This window comes from Cupriavidus sp. 22TCCZM01-5 (assembly GCF_057798915.1).
The window spans coordinates 20,969-44,763 of record NZ_JBYOJR010000022.1 but is presented as its reverse complement, the minus strand read 5'-3'; the positions used below and the strand labels follow the sequence as shown (position 1 = coordinate 44,763).

Annotated in this window: 18 protein-coding genes; 11 read left to right on the top strand and 7 right to left on the bottom strand. The window is 65.3% G+C overall.

All coding sequences use genetic code 11. From position 1 onward, the window contains the following. Positions 1-25 precede the first annotated feature (25 nt). On the top strand, positions 26-1,210 hold the full coding sequence (locus AC3FNH_RS20090; protein ID WP_488721335.1) for a helix-turn-helix transcriptional regulator: 1,185 nt from the start codon (positions 26-28) through the stop codon (positions 1,208-1,210). A gap of 234 nt (positions 1,211-1,444) precedes the next feature. Next, the gene (locus AC3FNH_RS20085) at positions 1,445-3,124 is read left to right on the top strand and encodes an FAD-binding protein (protein WP_276102125.1); all 1,680 of its coding nucleotides are present in this window, start codon (positions 1,445-1,447) and stop codon (positions 3,122-3,124) included. A gap of 77 nt (positions 3,125-3,201) precedes the next feature. Here AC3FNH_RS20085 and AC3FNH_RS20080 read toward each other — a convergent pair whose 3' ends face one another. Together AC3FNH_RS20080 and AC3FNH_RS20075 are read right to left on the bottom strand one after the other, a co-directional pair. Next, positions 3,202-3,999, bottom strand: coding sequence for an SDR family NAD(P)-dependent oxidoreductase (locus tag AC3FNH_RS20080; RefSeq protein ID WP_488721334.1), 798 nt, complete (start codon positions 3,997-3,999; stop codon positions 3,202-3,204). 219 nt (positions 4,000-4,218) lie between these two features. Continuing rightward, positions 4,219-5,388: a helix-turn-helix transcriptional regulator gene (locus tag AC3FNH_RS20075; RefSeq protein WP_488721333.1), complete on the bottom strand. Its 1,170-nt coding sequence runs from the start codon at positions 5,386-5,388 to the stop codon at positions 4,219-4,221. Between the two features lie 311 nt (positions 5,389-5,699). Here AC3FNH_RS20075 and AC3FNH_RS20070 point away from each other — a divergent pair, with 311 nt between their 5' ends. The 7 genes from AC3FNH_RS20070 (at position 5,700) to AC3FNH_RS20040 (ending at position 12,906) form a co-directional block, all read left to right on the top strand. Next, positions 5,700-6,788 (top strand): 3-ketosteroid-9-alpha-monooxygenase, oxygenase component, encoded by a 1,089-nt coding sequence (locus tag AC3FNH_RS20070; protein WP_488721332.1) that lies wholly within the window; start codon positions 5,700-5,702, stop codon positions 6,786-6,788. A gap of 13 nt (positions 6,789-6,801) precedes the next feature. Beyond that, positions 6,802-7,626, top strand: a complete 825-nt coding sequence (locus AC3FNH_RS20065; protein WP_488721331.1) for an SDR family NAD(P)-dependent oxidoreductase — start codon at positions 6,802-6,804, stop codon at positions 7,624-7,626. A 47-nt stretch (positions 7,627-7,673) separates the two neighbouring features. Continuing rightward, positions 7,674-8,504, top strand: a complete 831-nt coding sequence (locus tag AC3FNH_RS20060; protein ID WP_488721330.1) for an SDR family NAD(P)-dependent oxidoreductase — start codon at positions 7,674-7,676, stop codon at positions 8,502-8,504. 32 nt (positions 8,505-8,536) lie between these two features. Next, positions 8,537-9,190, top strand: a complete 654-nt coding sequence (locus AC3FNH_RS20055; RefSeq protein WP_488721329.1) for a nuclear transport factor 2 family protein — start codon at positions 8,537-8,539, stop codon at positions 9,188-9,190. 33 nt (positions 9,191-9,223) lie between these two features. Further along, positions 9,224-10,336 (top strand): alkene reductase, encoded by a 1,113-nt coding sequence (locus tag AC3FNH_RS20050; RefSeq protein WP_276102118.1) that lies wholly within the window; start codon positions 9,224-9,226, stop codon positions 10,334-10,336. Then, positions 10,333-11,943, top strand: coding sequence for a FadD3 family acyl-CoA ligase (locus AC3FNH_RS20045; RefSeq protein WP_488721328.1), 1,611 nt, complete (start codon positions 10,333-10,335; stop codon positions 11,941-11,943). Before AC3FNH_RS20050 ends, AC3FNH_RS20045 begins: the two co-directional genes overlap by 4 nt. A gap of 165 nt (positions 11,944-12,108) precedes the next feature. Further along, positions 12,109-12,906 carry a class I SAM-dependent methyltransferase gene (locus AC3FNH_RS20040; RefSeq protein ID WP_276102117.1) on the top strand — a complete coding sequence of 266 codons (798 nt, stop codon included), beginning with the start codon at positions 12,109-12,111 and terminating at the stop codon, positions 12,904-12,906. An 85-nt stretch (positions 12,907-12,991) separates the two neighbouring features. On the opposite strand, the gene AC3FNH_RS20035 is transcribed toward AC3FNH_RS20040, so the two are convergent. The 5 genes from AC3FNH_RS20035 to AC3FNH_RS20015 form a co-directional block, all read right to left on the bottom strand. Then, positions 12,992-14,845: a sensor domain-containing diguanylate cyclase gene (locus AC3FNH_RS20035; RefSeq protein WP_276102116.1), complete on the bottom strand. Its 1,854-nt coding sequence runs from the start codon at positions 14,843-14,845 to the stop codon at positions 12,992-12,994. Positions 14,846-15,210: 365 nt separating this feature from the next. Beyond that, the gene (locus tag AC3FNH_RS20030) at positions 15,211-17,661 is read right to left on the bottom strand and encodes a spermine/spermidine synthase domain-containing protein (RefSeq protein WP_488721327.1); all 2,451 of its coding nucleotides are present in this window, start codon (positions 17,659-17,661) and stop codon (positions 15,211-15,213) included. 32 nt (positions 17,662-17,693) lie between these two features. Next, positions 17,694-18,476: a protein-L-isoaspartate(D-aspartate) O-methyltransferase gene (locus tag AC3FNH_RS20025; protein ID WP_346348616.1), complete on the bottom strand. Its 783-nt coding sequence runs from the start codon at positions 18,474-18,476 to the stop codon at positions 17,694-17,696. 145 nt (positions 18,477-18,621) lie between these two features. After that, the gene (locus tag AC3FNH_RS20020) at positions 18,622-20,613 is read right to left on the bottom strand and encodes a thioredoxin domain-containing protein (protein WP_488721387.1); all 1,992 of its coding nucleotides are present in this window, start codon (positions 20,611-20,613) and stop codon (positions 18,622-18,624) included. A 320-nt stretch (positions 20,614-20,933) separates the two neighbouring features. Beyond that, the gene (locus AC3FNH_RS20015; RefSeq protein ID WP_488721326.1) at positions 20,934-21,653 is read right to left on the bottom strand and encodes an SDR family oxidoreductase; all 720 of its coding nucleotides are present in this window, start codon (positions 21,651-21,653) and stop codon (positions 20,934-20,936) included. A 191-nt stretch (positions 21,654-21,844) separates the two neighbouring features. On the opposite strand from AC3FNH_RS20015, the gene AC3FNH_RS20010 reads away from it, so the two are divergent. After that, complete coding sequence (locus AC3FNH_RS20010; protein ID WP_276103299.1) at positions 21,845-22,315, top strand: SUF system Fe-S cluster assembly regulator; 471 nt, start codon at positions 21,845-21,847, stop codon at positions 22,313-22,315. A gap of 30 nt (positions 22,316-22,345) precedes the next feature. Continuing rightward, complete coding sequence (gene sufB, locus AC3FNH_RS20005; protein ID WP_133098054.1) at positions 22,346-23,794, top strand: Fe-S cluster assembly protein SufB; 1,449 nt, start codon at positions 22,346-22,348, stop codon at positions 23,792-23,794. The last annotated feature ends 1 nt before the right edge of the window (position 23,795 follow it).

The window sequence follows — 23,795 nt, the reverse complement described above, 5'->3', positions numbered from 1 at the left end:
GTGAAAAAGACGGAGACAAGAGGAAATGCTGATGGAGGTGCCCCAGAATCCGGCGACCGCCGGACCCTTCGCGCAACTGGATCTGTCGCCTGCGGATTTCAGTGTGCTTCTCGGACAGATTTACCAGGGTCCGATGGAGAAGGTGCCGTGGGGAAAAGCGCTCGAGCTGATACGCCGGCAACTTCGCGCGAACTATGTCACGCTGATCTTGCGCTCGCCGGCCGCGGATCGTGCCGGCCTGATGGTGAATGCGTCCGAGCACGGTACGACGCAGCCCGGCGAGGCTTCCTACAACAGCTACTACTATTCGCTCGATCCCTTCGTCGGGCTGCCGTCCAATCGCGTGGTCACCATCGACGAGCACCTGGGGCCGGCTGCGTGGTGTAGCAGCGAGCTTTACCAGCAGTTCCTGCATCCTCTTGGCGTACGCTTCGTACTCGGCGCGGACTTGCGTACGGACGATGGCGTGGAGTGCCGATTGCGCGTCTCGCGCAATATGGACGCACCGGATTTCAGTCAATCCGAAAAGGCGCTGTGCACGGCATTGCTGCCACATCTGAAGCGCGCCGTGGACTTGCATTCGCGCATGGACATGGTCGAATCCGAGCGCAATGTCTGTGCCGGAGCCATCGACCGGATGCTGGTCGGCATGGTCATGATTGACGAGTCGGGCACTATCATCAAGACCAACGCCGCGGCGGACGAGATTCTGGCCGCGCGCGATGGCATCCGGATCGCCATGGGAACGCTGGAAGTGAACTATGGGCAGGAGAACCGGAAATTCCAGCGCCTGCTGCGCCAGTCGATGGCGGCGCACCGGGGCGCGGCGATGGCGGGGACGGAAGCCATGTCGGTCACGCGTCCGTCCGGCAAGGCCCGGCTGGGCCTGCTGATACGCACCGTACCGTTGAGCGAGTGGTCGGAAGACAACCGGCGCCGCCCCGCGTGCGTGGTCTTTATCCGCGACCCCGAGCGCAAGTCCCGGCCTTCGCGTGACATGGTGCGACAGTTGTTCGATTTCACGCCGGCCGAGACCGAGCTCGCCTTGCAGCTCGCCAATGGGCTGACGCTCGATGAGTCGGCGGAAGAACTCGGCATCAGCAAGAACACGGCACGCGCGCATCTGCGTGCGATCTTCTCGAAGACAGGTGTCACGCGGCAGGCGAAGCTGGTACGGATGCTGCTGGGCAGCGTGATATCGCTCGGCTGACCGGCCTGCCGTTTTCGGCTTCCGACCAAGCCATGCCGGGGGGCGGAAACTTGCGTGCAGGGGCGTCCATAGTCCCATCAGACGATGGCGCCCGCCCATACCGATGCAACCATGAATGCCGGTCAGGCACAAGCCACCATACAAGACACCAACGAGGAGACCGCAGTGCCGCGCCGGCACCGCTGCGTCCCCTGTGTGCAGGATCACGCCGCATCCATATGCGGGGAGAAAGTCATGACAACACTGGATGGATCCACTACGCCGATTGCCGCGCCACTGCGGCTCGCCAACCCGGACGCCTTCGCCTGGCAGGCACGCTGTGACGCGGTCATCGTCGGCTTCGGGGCGGCCGGCGCCTGTGCCGCGCTCGAAGCGGCGACTGGCGGGCGCAAGGTGATCGTGGCAGAGCGCTTTGAAGGCGGCGGTGCCAGCATCAAGAGCGGCGGCGTGGTCTATGCCGGCGGCGGCACGCCTTACCAGGCCGCGGCCGGCTATCACGACACGCCCCAGGCGATGGCGGACTATCTGCGCCAGGAGGTCGGCGACGTAGTCAGCGAGTCGGCACTGCAGTCATTCTGTGCGCGCAGCCGGGACATGCTCGGCTGGCTGGAGGGGCTTGGGGCGGAGTTCTCGGCGGCCATGCCGCCGCGCAAGACGTCGTACCCGGCGCAGCCGTATTACCTCTATTACTCGGGCAACGAGGCGGTGCCGGCCTACGCGCGCTTCGCGCAGCCCGCACCACGCGGACATCGCACCAAGGGGCGTGGCATGTCGGGACGCGCGCTTTACGGCGTGCTTCAGCGTGCGGTGCAGGGCAGCGCGAACGTCTCCGTGCTGCGCCATACGGCGGCGCGCAGGCTGATCACGGATGCCGCCGGCGCGGTGATCGGCGTCGAGCTGTGGCAAGTGCCACCCGGACGGCTGCAGCGCAGGCATGCGCGCCTCGCACGCTGGGCGGATCAGGTGCACAACATGGCGCCGGCGCTGGCCGATGCGCTGCGCGCGCGGCTGCTGCGGCTGGAACTGCGCCATGCCCGCCCGTACGCGGTACGCGCCGACGCGGTGGTGCTGGCCAGCGGGGGCTTTATCTTCAACCAGCAGATGGTGGCGCGGCACGCGAGCAAGTACCGTCTGAACTGGCGCCTCGGCGCTACCGGTTGCGACGGCAGCGGCATCCGGCTTGGCCTGTCGGCCGGAGGCGAGGCACGCCACCTGGAGCGTGTATCGGCATGGCGCTTCATCAATCCGCCCTTCGACTGGGCGCGCGGCTGCGTGGTTGACGCACGCGGCGTGCGCATCGGCAATGAAGAGGTCTACGGCGCCACGCTCGGACATGCGATGTGCGAGCACCACGAGGGCCGGGCCTGGCTGATCCTGAACCGCAAGCTGGCACGCGCGGCGTTGCGTGAATGCCTGAGCGGGAAGCTGTGGGCCTTCCAGGCCGTGCCAGCCGCGTTGCTGATGCTGGCCGGCGGCCATCGCGCTGCTTCGGTGGACGCGCTCGCGGATCGCCTCGGCATGCCCCGCGCCGCGCTGCAGGCAACGCTCGCCGACTATAGCGCCGCGGCGCGCGGTGAACGGCCCGACCCGGCAGGCAAGTCCTCCGCCATGTGCGCGCCGCTCGACGAGGGGCCGTGGCTTGCCGTCGATATTTCGGCGCACAGCCGCGTTTTCCCCTGCTCCTCGATCACGCTGGGCGGGCTGCGGGTCAACGAAGAGAACGGACAGGTGCTGTCCGCATCGGGAGCGCCGGTCGCCGGGCTGTATGCCGTGGGCCGCAGCGCGGTGGGACTGGCGTCAAACCATTACGTGAGCGGCTTGTCGCTGGCCGACTGTATCTGGTCCGGGCGCAACGCTGGCCGGCATATTGCCGCGTGTCAGCGTACGCAACCCTCGGAGGCGGTTTCGGCGTGAGCCGGCGCAAGGGCTGAGAGCCTGTCCTGCTGCACGCGCGAAGGCGCGGGCAGCAAGCCAGGGCGGGACGTTCCGATTCAGCGCTGCGAGGGAATGTTGCCACCGTCGACGACGAGTTCGGTGCCGGTGACGTAGCTGGCCTCGTCGGACATGAGGAAGCGAACCACGCGCCCGATTTCCGCGGGCGTGCCGAGGCGGCCGAGCTGAATGCGGCGCTCGAAGGTGCCCGCAGGCAGGGCGTCGATGGCAGGCTGGAGCATCGGCGTGTGGATCTGTCCGGGAGACACCGCATTGATGCGGATGCCGTCGCGGCCGAGGCTGTCGGCAAGCGAGCGCACGAGCGACAGCAGGCCGCCCTTGGAAGCGGAGTAGGCCGGGATCAGCGCGTTGCCCAGCGTGGCATTGATCGACGCGATGCCGACCACGGCGGCGCCGGCCTGGGCGCGCAGGTCAGGCAGCATGGCCTGCACCAGCAGTGCCATGGCGCGCAGGTTGACGTCAAGCACGGCGTCCCAGCGGGCCTGCGTCAGGCCGTCGATCCCGCTCTGATCCACCACGCCGGCGGCATGCACCATGCCGCCCAGCGCCGGCAGCGCCGCGCGGGTGCGTGCGAGCGCGTCGTCGATGCCGTCGGGGGCCCGCAGGTCGATGCCGATCCCGCAGGTCGGCACGTCATAGCGCTCGGCCAGCGTGGCGGCGACCGCACGCGCCTTGTCCTCCTGGATATCCCAGACGGCCACGGGCCGCCCAATGGCGGCCAGGGCCGCCGCGCAAGCCTCGCCGATGCCGGAGGCGCCGCCGGTTACCACGACCGCGCTGGCCGGTGTGTTGAGGGCCACGCGCATGTCATTCGCGGCAGGATGTTGGATGGTCACTTGGTATGTCTCCCGTCATGGTTGGTCAACCGCTGCGACAGATGCGATAGATCCGATAGATGCGACAAATGCGGCTGATGTGCGCATTGTTTCGGGTGACGCCGCAGGCAACATAGTCCGAACTGACTAAAACCGCGGCATCGGGGGCCAATTTCCCGTCATGGCGCCTGTGCGGCCGTCCCGTCGGCATGCCGGTGCGCCCGACACGCCGCACATGCCTCAGCCGAGCGGAATGATGCTGTGCAGGACGGTCTGTACCAGCGCCGCCTGCCGCGTCACACCAGTCTTGGCGAACACGGCGCGTAAGTGCGCGCGCGCTGTATTGCGGCGGATGTCGAGTTCCTGCGCGGCTTCGTCCAGCGACAGGCCCTGGGTCAGCAACAGCACCACGGATGCCTCCGCCCGGGTGAACTCGAACATATTGCGCAGCAGATCGGCTGACGCCAGCGCCTTTTGCTCCGGGTCGCGGATCAATACCGCCACGGCGGGCTGGCGTGGTTGCTGCGACCACGTTTGCGCGGCGATGGGGCGCACCAGCAGCCCCAGCTTGGCGCGGCCGCCCTTGCGCGGCACGGAGAGCCCGATCGGTATGCCCGGCTGCACCGACTCGCGCAAGGTCGTGGCCTGGCGGACCAGGGCCTGCAGCTTGCGGTTCTCCTGCGGAGAGTCGATGGCCAGCTGGCCATTGCAGACCAGGAGGCCGTCTTTCTCCGCGAGCAGTTCGTCAGCCATGCCGTTGGTGGTGAGGATCTGGCCGGCATCGTCCAGGACCACCGAGCCGATCAGCAGGCGGTCGACGGTGCCGGCGTAAAGGCGCCGTTCGGACTCGGTAGTGTTGAGGTTCGCGTGGATCCGCACCGCGCGCTGCAGGTGCGGCACGATGCGCTGGCAAAGTGCCTTGTCGGTATCCGAGAAATCCTCGCCTCCGTGCGGGCGGCATATCCGCAGGCGGCACTCCTCTCCCTGCTCGGCGCGAATGTCCACGCCCATGATCCGCAGGACATCGTAGGGCTTGTTGAAGAAGCGATAGATCTCACTCTCCAGCCACCTCGCTTCGCCGATCAGTTCATAAACCGTCAGGACGCGGCCGGTCGGCAGGTTGACAAAGGGATCGATTGCGTAGAAATGCTGCGCGTAGGCGCCAGTGCCGACCGTGGTATCGACCGCGCTCGAAGTGATCATCAGGCCGGGCGATGTGTCCGACGGCGGGCGCAGAACCAGCGTCACGTAGTTGGCGTCCAGCAGGTGTCGCAGGGCGTCGAGCAACGACTGCCACGGGATCTCGAGCAGCGGGCCCTCGTACACCAGGCCGATCAGATCGCTGATCTCGTCCATGTCGAGCGCGGACTGGCCGGGACGCCGGGCGTCGATCCAGGAGGGGCGTGTCATCGGTCTTGTCTCAAGTCTGCCGTGCAATGGCCGCTTCGGTGTCGCACCAAACCGGTCCTTCGGTGCCACCGCCCTGCGGTTGGCCGGAAATCATAGCGGCTTGTCGGTGCGGTCCGCAGTGGGTGTTTCCCCGGACCCCGGGCACGGCGACGCCCGTCGTGTAACGAAATGTCGTCCCAACAGACTAGCTTTGGGCCTGGCGGCGTCATGTCGATCGCAAATGCGTCGAATCTAGTCCGTCAGGACCATGCCCGCGGGCTGGCCCTGTCAAAACAATACGGCCGTGTGCAATCAGTCATCACGGAGCAGACATGGAAGCGCAGCAAACCTCGCAGACAACCCCGCCGGCCAGTCGCTATGCCCGCGGCTGGCATTGCCTCGGGCAAGCCTCGGACTACAAGGACGGCAAGCCTCACCGGCTGGAAATCTTCGGTACGCGCCTGGTGGCGTTCACCGGGGAGGACGGGCGCATCCGCATCCTCGACGCATGGTGCCCGCACATGGGCGCGGACCTGGCCCTGGGCGAAGTGAAGGGCAATGCCATCGTGTGCCGCTTTCATGGCTGGCATTGGAACGGCGAAGGTGGCTGCGAGCACGTGCCGTGCGCCAAGCGCATTCCGCCCAAGGCACGCACCCGTGCGTGGACAGTCTGCGAGCAGAACCACCTGCTGTTCATCTGGCACGACTCCGAAGGCGCGCCGCCGCCGCCCGAGGTCGCGGTACCGCGCATCAATGCCTGCTTCACCGGCGAGTGGACCGGCTGGACGATCCGCAAGATGGTGATCGGCAACCATTGCCGCGAGCTGGTCGACAACCTGGCGGACGTCGCCCATTTCGGGCCGGTGCACGGTTCGCCCGCCGTCTATTTCTGCAACACGTTCGACCGCCACATCGGCTACCAGATGTTCCGCGGCGAGCAGAGCGAACTGCTTGGCAGCGGCCTGGTTGCGGACAGTGCGTACTTCGGGCCGGCCTATCACGTGACGCGCATGACCGCGGAAGTGGACGGCGGGACCATTGACACCATCCTGCTCAATTGCCATGTGCCGATCGATGCGCAGAGCTTCGAACTGCGCTATGGCGTCATGGTCAGGAAGGTGCCGGGGCAGTCGGAGGAGCAGAACCAGAAGATGGCGCAGGCCTATGTCGAGCAGGCGCAGGCCTCCTTCTTCCAGGACGTGGAAATCTGGCACAACAAGATCCGCGTCGACCGCCCGGTGCTCAGCGACGCCGACGGTCCGGTCTATCAGCTGCGCGAATGGTATCGCCAGTTCTACACCGACGTGGCTGACCTGCCTGCCGACCTGGACCGCAAGAAGGTCTTCGAGCGGCGCGACGGCACCTGGCGCACGCTTGAAGAGGTGCCGCCGGAAGCCGTGAGCAAGCTGCACCTGATCTGATCAAGGAGCGTTCATGCGACTGGAAGGAAAGGTGGCGTTGGTCACCGGCGCCGGATCCGGCATGGGGCGAGCCATGGCCGAGCGCTTCGCAGCCGAGGGGGCGGCGGTAGTCGTCGTCGATCGCGATGGGGGGGCCGCGCAGGCGACGCTCGATCGGATCGGCAACGCGCATGGCATGGCGCGCGGCTGCGACGTCGCGGACAGCGCGGCGGTCGCGGCCCTGTACGACGCGCTCGCGCGGCGCTGGGGGCGGCTCGACATCCTTGTCAACAATGCCGGCATCGGGCAGGTGCCCGGAGACGGCTTCGAGCACTATCAGGCGCGCGCGGCCGAGCGCGGGCGGCAACTGGCGGCCGGTGAAACCCCCACGGTCTATACCGACATGATCGTCGACCTCAACGATGCCGGATGGCAGCGCGTGGTGGACGTGAATCTCAATGGCACGTTCTATTGCACGCGCGAGGCGGTGCGGCTGATGACGCGCGCCGGCGGTGGCGGCGCCATCGTCAATATCGCCAGTGTCTCCGCGCTGAGCGGAGAAGGTCCTCTCAGCTACTGCGCGTCAAAGGCGGCCGTGCTCGGCCTGACCCGATGCCTGGCGCGCGACCTGGGCCCGCGAGGGATCCGTGTCAATGCGATCTGCCCGGGCCCCACCCGCACGCCGATGATGCAGTCGATCAGCGAGGAATGGGCGCGCAGCCTGGAGCGTGCGATCCCCCTGGGCCGCATGGCCGAGCCAGAGGAGATTGCGGCGGCGGCACTGTTCCTGGCGAGCGGGGACGGCATGCAGATGACCGGCCAGACGCTGTCCGTCAGCGGCGGCATGGCCATGATTTGATGGCGCGGGCACGAGGACAACGCAGGAAGGATGCAACGGAGAAAAGCATGCAAGTAAATGGACGTTTGCAGGACAAAGTGGCGCTGATCAGCGGCGCCGGCACGGGAATCGGCGCCGCCACGGCAGCGCGCTTTGCGGCGGAAGGGGCAAAGGTGATGCTGTGCGGGAGGCGCGAGGCGCCGCTGCGCGCGGTGGCCGAGGAGATCCTGTCGCGCGGCGGCGAGGCCGCGTGGATTCAGGCCGATGCGACCAGCGAGGCGGACGTGGAGCGCGCGGTCGCACAGACCGTGGCTCGCTTCGGTGGCCTGCACATCATGGTCAACAACGCTGTCAACTATACCTGGGGCGTGCTCGACGAGGTCAGCACCGGGGCCTGGCGGCAGTGCCTGAGCGGAAGCCTGGACGTGGCCTTCTTCGGCACGCGGGCGGCGCTGCGCGTGATGAAGGCGGCAGGGGGCGGCGCCATCGTGAACCTGGGTTCCGTGGTGGGCCTGCTCGGCAGTCCGGGACTGTCGGCTTATGGCGCGGCCAAGGCCGGGGTGCTCAATTTCAGCCGCGCCGTGGCGCTTGAGGGCGCGGTCCACAATGTACGCGTCAACGTGGTGATTCCGGGAGTCGTCTGGAGCGAGGGCACGCGCGAGGCACTTGCCAGCGAGGAAATGGCCCGCGGCACCGCGCGCTCGGTGCCGCTGGGACGAGTCGGCGAGCCGCAGGAAGTCGCCGGCGCCATCCTGTTCCTGGCCTCGGACGAGGCATCGTATATCACCGGGCAGAGCCTGGTAGTCGATGGCGGCAAGACCTGCCGGCTCGATGTGGGGGCTACCGACTATGTGTCGCAAACCTCGGCCGAGCGGCGCGCCGAGCTGCAGGCAAGTTGAGCGTATCCCCCTGAATGACCTTGGAGATGCAAGTGACAACAGACATGGCGCTGGACCCGGCGCACACGCAATCGCTGCAGGCGCGGCTCGACCGGCTGGAGTCGATCGAGGAAATCCGCATGTTGCCGGCCAAGTATGCGCTGGCGCTCGACATGCGCGACCTTGACGCCTGGACCAGCCTGTTTCCGCACGATGTGGCGGTCGGCAAGGACCAGGTGGGCCGCGAACACCTGCGGCGCTGGATCGACGACACGCTGCGCAATCAGTTCACCGTGACGTCGCACCACATCGGCGGACACATCATCGAGTTCCAGGATGCGGGCCACGCGAGCGGCGTGGTGTACTCGAAGAACGAGCATGAGACCGGCCCGGAATGGGTCAATATGCAGATGCTCTACTGGGATGACTACGAGCGCATTGGCGGGCGCTGGTATTTCCGTCGCCGTCTGCCATGCTATCTCTACGCCAGCGACCTGAACAAGCCGCCCATCGGCGACAGGAAGATGCGCTGGCCGGGCCGTGAGCCATACGAAGGTTCCTGGCATGCGCTGTGGCCGTCGTGGAAGGCGTTCTGGAATGCCAAGCCGGGCGAGCTGATGCCAGGCGTCGCGGAGCCGGTGCCGCTGGATCAGTTTCTTGCCGCGATGCGCCGAGGATCTTCGCTGCCGAAAGTGCGCACGCGCTGACGCCATGCCGATACCGAAAGAGGAGTTTCAGAGATGAGCGCCAGCCTGTTCGAGCCGCTCCGGCTCGGCGACATTGCCCTCGCCAACCGTATCGTGATGGCGCCGATGACGCGCAGCCGCGCCGGCGCGGGCGATCTGCCCACCGATCTGCACCAGGCCTACTACGCACAGCGTGCCGGAGCCGGGCTGATCGTCGCCGAAGGCACCTATCCGAGCCGGCATGGCAAGGGGTATTGCCGCACTCCGGGCATCGAGACCGTGGCGCAGATCGATGCCTGGCGCGAGGTGACCGGCGCGGTGCGGAGCCAGGGCGCGGCGATGGTGTTGCAACTGATGCATGTGGGGCGCATCGCGAGCCGCCATAACAAGGCGGCGGACGCGCAGACGGTGGCGCCTTCGCCGATCCGCGCGCGCGGCACCATCTATGCCGACGGCCATGGCCTGGTTGAGATGGACACGCCGCGGACGCTGGCTGGGGACGAAATCGCGGCCGTGATCGACGAGTACGGTCAGGCGGCCGCCAATGCGATGGCGGCCGGCTTCGACGGCGTTGAACTGCATTGCAGCAGCGGCTACCTGCCGATGCAGTTCCTGCTAGCGTGCGCCAACCAGCGCAACGACGGCTACGGTGGTTCGCTGACGGCGCGTCTGCGCTTCGTGGTGGAAGCGCTGGAGGCCATGGCCGGGACGATCGGCGCGGGGCGCGTGGGCTTGCGCATCTGTCCCGGCAACCCGTTCAACGACATGCACGATGATGACCCGGCCGCCACGTATGGCGCGCTGCTCGATGCGGTTTCGCCGCTCGGGCTGGCCTACCTGCACGTGAGCCGCTCGCCCGATCGCGCGCTCGATGCCTTCGCGCTGGCGCGCCGGCATTTCGCTGGCGCGCTCATCGTCAATGATGGCTTCGACGGCGCGAGCGCCGCGCGCGCGCTGGCCGGGGGCATTGGCGATGCGGTTTCGTTCGCGCGCCATTTCATCGCCAATCCTGATCTGCCTGCGCGCCTGCGGCACCATGCTGCGCTGGCAACGTTTGATCGCACGCTGCTTTATACGCCCGGCGCGCGTGGCTACACGGATTACCCGGCCGCCGCGGAGCTTGCCGCATATGGCCAGACTGTTCGCGAAGGAGGCCTGCAACGATGAGCGATTGCTTGCCACAGTTTCCCGCCATGTCGGCCGATGCGGCGATTTCCACCATTCCCGGCGCCATCGCGCACACGGCCCGGCTGTATCGGGATGCGACAGCCATCGAGGAAGACGGCCATCCCATGCGCTACGGCGAACTGCACGAGGCCGCCCGCGTCGCCGGGCGAGCGCTGATGGCGCTGGGCCTGGAGCGGGGCGAGCGCGTCGCCGTCTGGGCCCCCAACCTGCATGAGTGGATCGTTGCGGCGCTCGGTATCCACATGGCCGGCGGCGTGCTGGTGCCGCTCAATACGCGGTTCAAGGGCAGCGAGGCGGCCGACATTCTCGCCAGAAGCGGAGCCAGGCTGCTGTTCACCATCGGCGAATTCCTTGGCATCGACTATCCCGGAATGTTGCGCGGGCATGCGCTGCCTGCGTTGCGCCACCAGGTCATCTTGCGCGGCGAGCGCGAAGGCTGCCTGTCCTGGGGCGATTTCCTCGCACGCGGCGCTGACACGCCGGTGGAAATGCTCGACAAGCGCGTGGCCGCGCTGACCGCTGACAGTCCGTCCGACCTGCTATTCACCTCCGGCACCACGGGCAAGCCCAAGGGGGTCATCAGCACGCATGGACAGAATCTTCGCGCCTTCTCCGAGTGGTCTGCGATCGTCGGCCTGCGTGCCGGCGACCGTTATCTGATCATCAATCCGTTCTTTCACGCGTTCGGCTACAAGGCCGGCTGGCTCGCGGCCGTGATTCGCGGCGCCACCATCCTGCCGCTGGCGCAGTTCGACGCCGCAGCCGTGCTTGCCTGCGTCGAGCGCCACCGTGTCAGTTTCCTGCCGGGATCGCCAACGCTCTACCTGAGCCTGCTGGCCCATCCGCGGCTGGACGCATACGACTTGTCGTCGCTGCGGGTGGCCGTCACGGGCGCGGCATCGATCGCGCCAGAGCTGATCCGCCGCATGCGCAAGGTGCTTGGCTTCGATGTCGTGCTGACCGCTTACGGACTGACCGAGTGCTGCGGACTCGCGACAGTCTGCCGGCTTGGCGATGCCCTGAACACCATTGCCAATACCAGCGGGCGGCCGCTTGGCGGCGTGGAGATTCGCTGCGTCGACGCCCTAGGCAAAGATGTCGCTGCCGGGGAGCAGGGCGAAGTATGGATCCGCGGCTACAACGTCATGCGCGGCTATTTCGGCGACGAAGCTGCTACAAGCGAGGCCGTCGACGACGCTGGCTGGCTGCACACAGGCGACATCGGCAAACTGGACGCCGCCGGAAACCTGTCGATCACGGGGCGGCTCAAGGATATGTTCATCGTCGGCGGCTTCAACTGCTATCCGGCGGAAATCGAGCACCTGATCGGCACGCATCCGGCGGTGGCGCAGGTCGCCGTCGTCGGTGTGCCCGATGCGCGCATGGGGGAGGTTGGCCGGGCCTTCGTGGTATTGCGCGAAGGCGAGAGCCTGAGCGACGAGGCTTTGCTGGAATGGTGCCGCTCGCGCCTGGCCAACTACAAGGTGCCGCGTTCCGTGGCCTTTATGGCGGCGCTGCCACTGAGCGCCGCGGGCAAGGTAGTCAAGCACGAGCTATTGGCGGTGCAGGCGCGGGCTGGCAAGTGAGCTAGCCGGACCCCCCCTGACGCAAATCAGACGGTGTCCTTCCCCGGGCGTCGCAACCGTGGTGCAGTCGATTTGCACTTTCCTCCACCACGACCTACTCTGACGAGGAAATTGCTAATAAGCGTCCCCCGTCCCCCGCTGTCCCCCTGTCCTGTCGAGGCCTCCATGTCAGACGATCCCTTTGCCCACCTGAAGGCAGTACAACGCGAAGCTTGGGCAGTGTTTGCGCCGTTGGAAGCGGTGACGACGATGCCGGCGGCAGAGTTGGTCCGCCATGCACGAGTGCTTCCACAACAATCGGTGCTCGACGTTGGTTGCGGCACTGGCGTGGTAGCGCTGACCGCGGCGCGCCTCGGAGCCCGGGTACGTGGCTTGGATCTGGCACCGGCGCTGATTGAGCAGGCGAAGAGGAATGCCGCACTGGGCGGCGTCGAGATCGATTTTCAGGAGGGCGACGTCGAGGGGCTGCCCTATGGCAATGCCACCTTCGACGTAGTACTCAGCCAATTCGGCCATATGTTCGCACCACGGCCCGAAGTAGCGATTGCGGAAATGCTGCGCGTACTAAAGCCGGGCGGCACCATCGCCTTTTCGACCTGGCCACCGGAACACTTTGTTGGCCAGATGTTTGCACTGGTTGGCAAATACCAGCCGCCGCCCCCGGGTGCGGCGCCGCCGCCGCAATGGGGAGATCCGAGTATCATTCGCGAGCGCTTGGGCAAGGCGGTCACGGACATTATGTTCGACCGCGGCGTGATGTGCTTCCCGGCACTAAGTCCGCAGCACTACCGAAAGGTTTTGGAGGAGACGCTTGGGCCAGTGGTAAATCTGGTGCAGACCTTGCAAGGTGATGCGTCCACGCTGGCGAGCTTCCGCGCCGAACTGGACGGCTTCGTCGGCCGCCATCTGGAAAACAATATGCTGCGGCAACATTATCTGATGACGCGCGCAATCAAGTGCTAATTGCCGGGTCGTTGCTTTAGAGCGGAAGGGCAAGCTCGTCACTGACAATCACCGAACGAGATGGCATAACCGTCGCTGCAACCCGCTAATGGGTTGGGCTGAACACCACATACCTGCCTTTGCCGCCGCGCTTGGCGGTATAGAGCGCCGTGTCCGCCTGCATAAACAGGTCCCCAATCGATTGGTCGTGTTGCGGATGTCGGAGTGCGACACCAACCGTTGCGCCAGCAATGATGTGATGGCCGTCGATGGCATAGGGCGCTGACGCGAGTTCTACGATGGTTTGCGCGACGCGTTCCACCGCATCGGGGTTCGAGATGTGTTCCATGACAATGGCAAATTCGTCGCCGCCTATCCGCGCCACCGTATCGGATTCGCGCACGCACGACGCAAGACGCTCCGAAAACGTCCTCAGAAGCTTGTCGCCGACGGCGTGACCACAGGTGTCGTTGACCGGTTTGAAGCCATCAAGGTCGATCAGCAGCAGACCCATCTGGCGGCCGTTCGCGCTCGCTCGCTCGATGGCCAGCCTCAAGCGCCGGTCGAAGCCCTTTCGGTTGAGCAGGCCCGTCAGGTGGTCGAGAAGCATCTGCTTTTCAAGGTGCCTTATCTTGAGGCGCTCCGTGGTCACGTCTCGGACAAAGATGTGCAGCCCCAGGACCGTGTTCTTTGCCTCGTTCCATGCGGGCTGGTAAGTCACCTCAAGGCACTCGCTACCATCTCCTGAGTCCCGGTCGAAGGCCACGGAAGCGCCTGCAAATGCTTCGTCGAGGTAGGGCTTGACTTCGGCATAGGCAGTGGCGCCCCAAAGCTCCTGGATGGACAGGCCAACTATCTGTTCCGATGCAAGTCCAAACCGGCGCTCATAGGCCTCGTTCACGAACACATAACGCTCGTCGCGTCCGACATAGCTGGCAAGGTCCGGAAGGTGATTGGCGATGGCCTGAATGCGTCTTTCACTTTCCCGCGCCTCGTTCTTCGCGCGTTCCAGGGCAGCTTCCCTTTCGGCGAGCTGATGCATGAACTCCGAGAAAGTCGTGGTGAGGTCACTGATCTCATCACCAGTTGTCATTGGCACAGGTGAATGCATAAGCCGGCCTTTCGCATTCTGCTGCACCAGCCCATGTAACCGAATCAATGGAACCATCAGTCGGTGTGAAACGATCCACATAAGAATGGCTGCAAGGGCTATGGCGATTCCAGCTGCCAGAGCCAGCTTCCTTCTTACGTCATTCAGCGGCGCGTAGGCCTCAGCCGCAGGAAAGTTGGCAACTAGTTCCCAACCATTGGTGTCGAGCAGGTAGCGCGAGACTATAGGCTGCTTCGGGTGAATAAACTCCAGGGCAGCAGGATCGGTGTCCGCCTCACAAGACTCTCCAGTCGCCTTCGCCCCTTTCAGCAAATTCGACAAGTCGGTGTGCATGACATATCGCGGGTTGTCCCCTGACGATATCAGGCAGAAGGTACCTGTTGCGCCGATCCGGTTGCGTGTCAGCTCCTGCAGGAAGTTCTCCCGCAGCAGGTTCAGGCTACCTGCCACGATTGCGCGCAGGCTGCCATCAGAGGAACGCAACCCGACGGCCATAACGATGCCAGGCGCGCCATTGTTCTTCCCCACCAAGGGTTCGGAGACGGCAACGGATGCGCCTCGGACAATTTCACGAACATAGTCGCGGTCGGCCAGGGATATGTGTTGACCCAAAGGCGTGGCGCTGTTGAACGCCAGTTCGCCGTCTGGCCAGATGAGTGAGACTGCGTTGAATGCCTCGGGAATGGAAACCGCCTGCGTCGCGAAGGCCCGAAGCTCATCCGGGCTCCGGTCGAGCATTGGCGCCAACTGCCGTGCCAGGCGGCGCAACACGATGGCTCGGCCTTCAAACTTCTCGTCGAGCTGTTCGGCCACCAGCTTGACGAGAGTGTCTTGCTGGTTCTGCAGCAAGTCTCTCAGGCTCAAGTACGCGTAATACTGAGCGACAACAGCCAGTGCGAAGATGACAACTGCTACGACGAACCCGGTCGCGAGTGCCGCTCGAAATTTCAGAGAACGCCGCACTGATATGTTCCTCCCTTTCCACTTCGCGCCAATTATCGCCGCTACATGCTCACAAGCCCCCCGAATGGGTGACTCTGAGCCTTAAAAGGTCCTATTGGAGCACAAAATGGGTGGGTTGCAGTTTGAGCAGCGCCCGCCAAGCCCGACAACCCCAACCCTTCCCCATTCCCGCAATCCGGCGAAGAACCTTTTTTCCGGGCCCAGCAGACTGTCGGAAGAGCGGCAGGCGGTGCTCACCGCCGCCCCACCGTTCACGGGAACGCAACCGCGGCGCCAGCGTACAGAAGCAGCGCCACCAACACCACAGCGGTGAAGCCGACGTGGATCGCGACCAGCGTGGCAAGGACCGCCGCCACCACCGAGGCGCAGGCGTTGATACCCCATGCCCACGGCACGAGCGTTTCGTCGCGGGCCGCGACACGGGCCAGGCCGAGCGGGAACGGCATCCCCATCAGGAACGCCAGCGGCGCGATCAGCAGCGCTGAGATGCCAATCCTGGCCGGATCCGCCAAGGCGATCAGCAGCCTGAAGACCGCCGGCAGCGCCACAAGGTAGATCAGCGAGGCCACCCAGATACCGCTGACGGCTAGCGCCGCCTGCCGCCTGCCGCGATCATCGCCACCGCGCGCGGGCATGCGCTGGGCGTATCGGCTCCCCAGTCCCGCAAAGCAGAGAAAGGCACACAGCACCACCGCGACCGCATAGAGCGGGTGGCTCAAGAACAGGATGAATTTCTGGATGAAGGCGATCTCCACGAACATGAAGCCGAGGCCGACCGCCAGGAAGTAGAAGCCGGCTCGCCATTCGAGCAAGCGCTGCACGGCTTCGCCATGGCAGCCAGGCTCCATGGCAGGCAGCGGCCTGGGGCGGCGCCGCAGGTTCCAGAGCGGGACCACGATCAGCAGCAATGCCGCGGCGGTGGCCTGCAGCAGCGTGGCCACCAGCACCGGATAGCCCCATTCCAGCAAGGGCAGGCCGCCCTGCGCCCTCAGCGACAGCAGTTCAGGCAGCGTGCGCCATTTGAAGAAGTGGAAGAAGTACGGCCTGTCATCGGTGGCGGGTCGCACGTCGAATTTGTAGCGGGACAGGAACCGGTCACGATCGGGGCCGAGCAAGGCAAGCGCGGCGTCGAAGAAGTAGGGCTTGTCCAGCACGTTGTAGCGATTCGCCTGACCGGGCTGGATGCCGGGATAGTACTCGACGTCGAACGAACGGGTGCGGCAGAAGTCGAGCAGGGCGGCAAGGTCCGCTGCGCTGAACTCCCCGTTCTTGACGACCAGCGTGGCCGTCTTCCAGCCGCGGACCAGCGCCAGGCGTCGTGACGGCTCGGGCATGCCCGAGCCTTCCATGGCCGCCACGGCGGTAGCGAGCAGTTTCGGTATGTCACGGGGCGGCAGCGTGACCCAGCGCGTGATCGCGAGCAGGCCGCCAGGCCGGAGATGGCGCAGGTAGCCTTGGAAGGCTTCCACGGTATAGAGATAACTCTCGGAGAGCGCGTACAGTCCCGCCGACGACGTGCTGAATGAATCCAGCAGGGCCACCTGGATGAGGTCATAGCGTGCATTGCTGGCCGCCAGGAATCCGCGCGCCTCGCCGACAAAGGCACGCACGCCGGCCGCACTGTACGGCTTGCCGGAAAACGCGGCGAAACGGCCCTGCACCAGTTCAATCACCTGCGGATTCAACTCCACGGCATCGACCGCGCCGGCCCCGTGATAGAGCGCCTGCAAGACGTCCGCCCCCGCACCGCTGCCCAGCACCAGCACCGTTGGATTCCGCAGCAAGTGGTAGGGTAGGGCAGAGGTGAGGTCGCCCAGGTAGGCAAGCGGTTCGCGCCGGCCGTCATAGCGGTTGAGCGCGCTGAGCCCGTCGCCATCGGTGAACACGGCCAGTTGTGATGGCGGCTCCCGGCTTGCATTGAGGCTCAGTCCCGGCGCGTACCGCAACGGGATCGAGGCGCTCTCGACCACCGTGACCAGGCCGAGGGGACTCGAGCGCTCCGCCACCACGCGCGCGTTGCCGATGCGCAGGGCCTGGCTCAGTTCCTTGTACTCGGACGGACGCAGCGCAATCCAGTCGCCTGGCACGCCGGCCGGCACGATTGCCGCCGACAGCAGCAGCGCCGGCAGCCAGGGCGGATGCCAGCGGCATTCCACGCATGCCAGGGCGGCCGCTGTCATGCCTGCCGTACTGACCAGCCGCAGCGCATCGACCGGGTTCAGCACGAACAGCGCCACGATGATGCCCAGGCAGCCCAGCCCGGCGCCAAGGATGTCGAAGCTGTAGATGCGGGGAACCTCCTGGTTGAAGCGGGAAAAGCTCAGGCAGATACTCGTGGCGGCGCAAAGGAACGGCACGAACAGCAGCAGGTAGATCAGCAACAGGCGCAGCGGCTGCGATGGCTCCCACAGGATTTCCAGAGGGTTGAACGCCACGTGCTGGGCGAGCGCGAAGCAGGCCATCGCGCCGACGCCGAACAGCACGGCGCCGCCGGCGAAGACCGGCACGAAATGGCGGATCAGCGTTTGCCGCGCCAGTGCCACCAGCGCACCCGCCGCGCCATAGCCCAGCAGTGCCACGCTGATCATCATGTAGGCGAAGTGATGCCACTGGATGATGGAGAGCAAGCGCATCAGCAGGATCTCGTAGCCAAGCGCTGCGGCAGAGAGCAAGGCCAGGGCGAACAGTGGCGGTCGTGGCATGAGGTCAGCTTGCAGGGGCCGATGTTCCGCCCTCAGTGCGCGCCAGCCAGCGGCACGAACCTGACCGGCAGGATCTGCCTGGTGGTAACGGTGCCGTCCCCGGACTTTTCGACCAGCAGCAGATACTGCGTCAGGAACTGGGCGCCCACCGGGATCACCATCCGGCCGCCAGGCTTCAGTTGCCGGATCAGCGGCGGCGGAACGTGGCTGGCCGCCGCGGTGACGACGATGGCGTCATAGGGCGCGTGCTCGTCCCAGCCGTAGTAGCCGTCGCCCACCTTGCACGTCACCTGCCGATAGGCCAGTCGCTGCAGGCGGTCGCAGGCCTGCCGCCCCAGCGGCTCAATGATCTCGATCGTGTATACCGCGCGTGCCAGCCCGGCCAGCACCGCCGCCTGGTATCCGGAGCCGGTGCCGATTTCAAGCACGGTGTCGTTGGGCTTGACCATCATCAGGTCAGTCATCAGGGCGACGATATAGGGCTGCGAAATCGTCTGGCCATGGCCGATCGGCAGCGGCCGGTTCTCATAGGCGTGTGGCTTCTGCTCATCCGGCACAAACTCGTGGCGAGGTACCTGCCCCATCACGGCCATGACGCGCGGGTCGATGGCATGCCTGCCCTTCTCGGCGCCGGCGACTGCGGCGACTGCGGCGACCGCGGCGATCTCCCTGACCATGTCGGCACGCTGTGGGGCAAGGGCGTCGGCGGCGACGGCGGTCTGGCAGAGTAAGGCCAGCGCCATGATGGCGATGGAGAGGGGTGGGCGGGGTGCCGATTGCTTCACGAGTGGGACAGGCAAAGAGCCTACGGTCATCGTAGATCATCGGTCTGACTGGCGCAGGCAAGCGACAAAAGAGGTTCCTGCAAATCTGCTAACGACCAGAGCGCGGTCGCCGCCAATCCAGTTTGGTCTGCGGATCCTCAGGAATCGCGGCAAAGGCCGGGTCGCATCGTGACAGTCACGCCGCGCAGCGTTCAAGGAGCGCCTGGGCGGTGGTTACCGGCGCGGTACAGGTGCGATGTCGGCACACGTAGGCTGCCGGCCGGCCGTCGACCGGTTGCCGCCCCTGGCCGACCGGAACGTCTTCGGCGAATGCCAGGACGCGTGCCGGCAGGTAGGCGCGGTGAACGCTTTTCACCAATGGGGCGGCAGCCGCCTTATCGCCGGCAAACAGGATCCCGAGCGCGCCGCGCTGCGCGAAGTCCCTGGCGGCAAGGAGGTGCACGAAGCCGGCCGGGGCCGCGGTGGCGGCAGCCCCATATCGCTGGAACTCTTGCTCGGCGAAGTCACGGTAGCGATCCTCGCCGGTGAGTTCATGCAAGCGCAGGAAGGAGAACACGCTGGCTGAAATGCCCGACGGCCAGGCGCTGTCGTATGGCGCGCGAGGCCTGTGCACCAATGGCTCGGCATCGTGGGACGTGAAATACAGCCCTTCTTCCCAGAACTTATCCAGTATCCGTGCCACGAGTTCGGCTGCGCGATCAAGGTATCGCCTGTCGAAGCAGGATTCGTAGAGATCGATCAGAGCGTTGGCCAGGAAGGCATAGTCTTCCAGGAACCCTGGCACCTTGACTGTGCCGTCCTTCCAGCACCGGTACACGCCGCCGTCCGGCATGGTGAGCTTGTCCTCGATAAAGCCGGCGGCACGCCGTGCGGCGGCGAGGTGTGCGGGGTTGCCCGCCGCCTGGTAAGCCGTGCAAAGCCCCTGGATCATGAGACCGTTCCAGCCGGCGAGAATGTTGTCGTCACGGCCGGGGCGCACACGCTGGGCGCGTGCTGCCAACAGCCGCTCGCGCCAGCCTTCGAGTCGCGCCTCCTCCACGAGGGGCGGCGTGAGCGCACGGTGGAGCACCGATCTGCCGGGTGCAACGTTCCCGCCGTCGGTCACGCCGTAGGCGCGACACGCCAGGGCCCCCTCAGAGTCGCCCAGGACCGCCTTCACCTCGGCCGGCGTCCAGACATAAAAGCGGCCTTCCTCGCCTTCGCTGTCGGCATCTTCGCCAGCATAAAAGCCGCCATCGGGGTGCGTCATGTCCCGCAGAATGTACGCGATAGTCCCCTCGAATACGCGGCGCCAGGCTTGCTTGCCGGTCAGGCGATAGGCGTCCGCGTACAGTTTGACGAGCTGGCCGTTGTCGTAAAGCATCTTTTCGAAGTGGGGCACGGCCCAGCGTTCATCGACACTGTAGCGGGCGAACCCACCACCGAGCTGGTCATGGATGCCGCCGGCCGCCATGCTGTCGAGCGTGCGCTCCAGCGCTTCAAGCAGCGCGGGTTCACCAGTTCGCTGATAGATGCGCAGCACGAGGTCGTAGGCGCTTGCGTTGGGAAACTTGGGCGCTCCGCCCAACCCGCCGTGGATCGGATCCGTATTACGCGCGAGGGCGAGGGCTGTCTGCGCGGGCAGGTCCTCGACTTCCGCGGCTTCACGGCTCAGGTCCGCGTCTTCCAGCAGCCGGAACCCCTGCTGAAACTGCGCGATGGTATCGCGCAGTTCCTGGCGGCGATGCGTCCAGGCTTCGCTCAGGCTCAGCAGCACACGCTCCAACCCGGGGCGCCCGTAGCGGTCCTCCGGCGGAAAGTAGGTGCCACCAAAGAACGGCTCTCCTTGCGGTGTCAGGAACACCGTGAGCGGCCAGCCGCCGCCCTGTCCCATCATCTGGGGGACTTTCTGGTAAATGTCGTCGAGGTCGGGACGTTCCTGCCGGTCAACCTTGATGCTGATGAAACGCTCGTTCATCAGGCCGGCGATCCGGGGATTCTCGAACGATTCGTGCGCCATGACGTGGCACCAATGGCATGTGGCATAGCCGACGGAAAGCAGCACCGGCTTGTCCTCGTCGCGCGCGCGGCGAAACGCCTCTTCGCACCAGGGATACCAGTCGACCGGATTCTCCGCGTGTTGCCGGAGGTAAGGCGAGGTTTCTGTGGCGAGCCGGTTCCTCGTCATGATCTTCAGGCAGGCCAGCGGGACAGCTGTGGCGCAGAACAAGGCGCGCGGCAAGCGCGTGGCTCCCCGGCATACCTCAATGAGCCATACAAAAAAGCACCTTCTGCAGGTGCTCAGTGCTTCCAACCGTGGGCGTCTGCGTCCGAACCGGGTCAGCAACTCATGATCCGGTTCGGACCTGCAGGCTTGTGAGGCCTGCACGATCACGCTTCATATAGGAAGCACGATCGTTTCGCTGACCTACCTCCGCTTTGTCAAGGCGTGTCTCAGTCAGCACTTAAATTATAGGACAGGCGACAATCAGGTCAATCCGAATCTGGCTACCATGGAATCGACTGGCGATCGCGGAAGAAGCCACCGGTGGGGCCATCGTCGGGCAGCGTTGCCAGCCACACCACGGAGTCGATGCCCTGCTCGGGCGAGCGCGGCGCATCGGGGCCGCCCAGGTCGGTGCGACACCAGCCGGGGCACACTGAGTTGACCTTGACGCCCGCATTGCTCATCTCGACGGCCAGGATGCGTGTGACGGCGTTCAGCGCCGTTTTCGAGATTCGGTAGGCTGGCACGCCGCTCCCCATTTCCGCCAGCTGTCCCATGCCCGAAGCCAGGTTGACCACCCGGCCGGCGCGGCTGGCGCGCAACAGCGGCGCCAACGCCTGGGTGACCCGCAGCACGCCGAAAAGATTGATATCGAGGGTGCGGCGCAGGGTCTCGAGCGGCAGTTCGAGCAGGCTGGTGTCGTAGTGGTCGAGCGAAACACCAGCGTTGTTGATCAGCGCGTCCACGCGACCGAAGCGTTCGGTCAGCCAGTTGGCCAGCGCAGCCACCGAGCTGTCTTCCGTAACGTCGAGGGAGTGGCAAGCGATCGGGTGACCCGCAAGCCGGAGCTCTGTCTCCAGCAACTCGAGGTCCGTCGGCCTGCGCGCCGTGGCGACGACCAGATGGCCTTCCACGGTGGCCAGCCGGCGCGCGGCGGCGCGGCCCAAGCCGCGGCTCGCGCCAGTAATGACGGTAACAGGTTGGTTGGGTTGGTTGACCATATCCGGGTCTCCTCGCCGCTCGCGGGGTTGGCATGCCCCGAGCTGCGGCTATTCATCTATACACCGTCGACGGAGACCTGGTGGCAGCGGTTCCCCATGTCCTGGCCTGGCGCGAGACAGGGATGCGAGACAGGGATGCAGGAACAAATGAGGACCGGATTGGTTCTAATTTGCGAATACTGGTGGCGACGATGCTCAGACTCAGCAAGCTGACCGACTACGGCACGGTGATCATGACGCACCTGGCGCGAAACCCGGGCCGGATCTACAGTGCCGCCGAGCTCGCCGGCGCGATCGGCGTGCCGGTACCGACGGCAAGCAAGATCCTGAAGACGCTGGCAAGGCACCACTTGCTGCAGTCTTTGCGCGGCGCCAATGGCGGTTATCTGCTGGCACGGCCGCCGGAACAGATTTCGATCGCACAGGTGATCGACGCCATGGAAGGCCCGGCCGGCGTGACCGAGTGCAGCGTCGCTGCCGGTCTGTGTGCGCAGGAAGGTCTGTGCGCCATCCGCGCCAACTGGCAATCGATCAACAGAGTGATCTTTATGGTGCTTGACGGCGTGACACTGGCAGATATGGCACAACCGGTACTGCACGCGGTAGATATTGGCGCCTTGCACGCCCGACGCGCACACGGGCCGCAAGCTGGCATTTCGTGATGTCGATAACAGTGGCAAGTGAAGCAGAACATGGCAACCCCGGCACGCAAGCTCGATGAACTGATCAGCCAAGGCTATAAGCATGGCTTCTACACGCCCGTGGAGACGGACACGGTGCCGTGCGGGCTGAATGAGGACGTGATCCGCATGATCTCGGCCATCAAGGGCGAGCCGGAATTCATGCGCGAGTGGCGTCTCAAGGCCTTCCGCCACTGGCTGACGATGTCCGAGCCGCACTGGGCGACGGTCAAGCACCCGCCCATCGACTACCAGGCGATTGCTTACTATGCCGCGCCGCGCTCCCAGAAAGCGGGACCAAAGACGCTGGACGAAGTCGATCCGGAGTTGTTGCGTACCTACGAGAAGCTGGGCGTGCCCCTGCACGAGCGTGAACTGCTGGCAGGCGTGGCGGTGGACGCGGTATTCGACAGTGTCTCGGTGGCCACCACCTTCAAGCAGAAACTGGGCGAACTCGGCATCATCTTCTGCTCGTTTTCCGAGGCGGTGCGGGAGCATCCGGCGCTGGTGCAGCAGTATCTCGGCTCGGTCGTGCCCTATACCGACAACTTCTTCGCCTCGCTTAACTCCGCCGTGTTCAGCGACGGATCGTTCTGCTATATCCCGCCAGGGGTGCGCTGCCCGATGGAGCTGTCGACCTACTTCCGCATCAATGCCAGCAACACCGGCCAGTTCGAGCGCACCCTGATCATCGCCGACCAGGGCGCGTACGTCAGCTATCTGGAGGGTTGCACCGCGCCAATGCGCGACGAGAACCAGCTGCATGCCGCAGTGGTCGAGCTGATCGCGCTGGAAGATGCACAGATCAAATACTCGACCGTGCAGAACTGGTATCCGGGCGACAAGGAAGGCAAGGGCGGCATCTACAACTTCGTCACCAAGCGCGGCGACTGCCGCGGCGCGCGCTCGAAGATTTCCTGGACCCAGGTGGAGACCGGCTCCGCCATCACCTGGAAGTATCCAAGCGTGATCTTGCAGGGCGACGACTCGGTCGGCGAGTTCTATTCGGTCGCGCTGACCAATCACTACCAGCAGGCGGACACCGGAACCAAGATGACCCACCTTGGCAGGAATACCAGGAGCACCATCCTTTCCAAGGGCATTTCGGCCGGTCACGGCCAGAATGCCTACCGCGGGCTGGTGAGGATGGCCAGGAGCGCAGTCGGCGCGCGCAACTACTCGCAGTGCGATTCGCTGCTGCTGGGCGACAAATGCGCCGCCCACACCTTCCCTTATATCGAGGTGAAGAACGCCACCGGGCAGGTCGAGCACGAGGCATCGACCTCGCGCATCGGCGAGGACCAGCTGTTCTATTGCCAGAGCCGCGGTGTCAGCGCCGAGGATGCGGTGTCGATGATCGTGAACGGATTCTGCAAGGAAGTCTTCAAGGAGCTGCCGATGGAATTCGCGGTGGAAGCCCAGAAGCTGCTGGGCGTGAGCCTGGAAGGCAGTATCGGGTAAC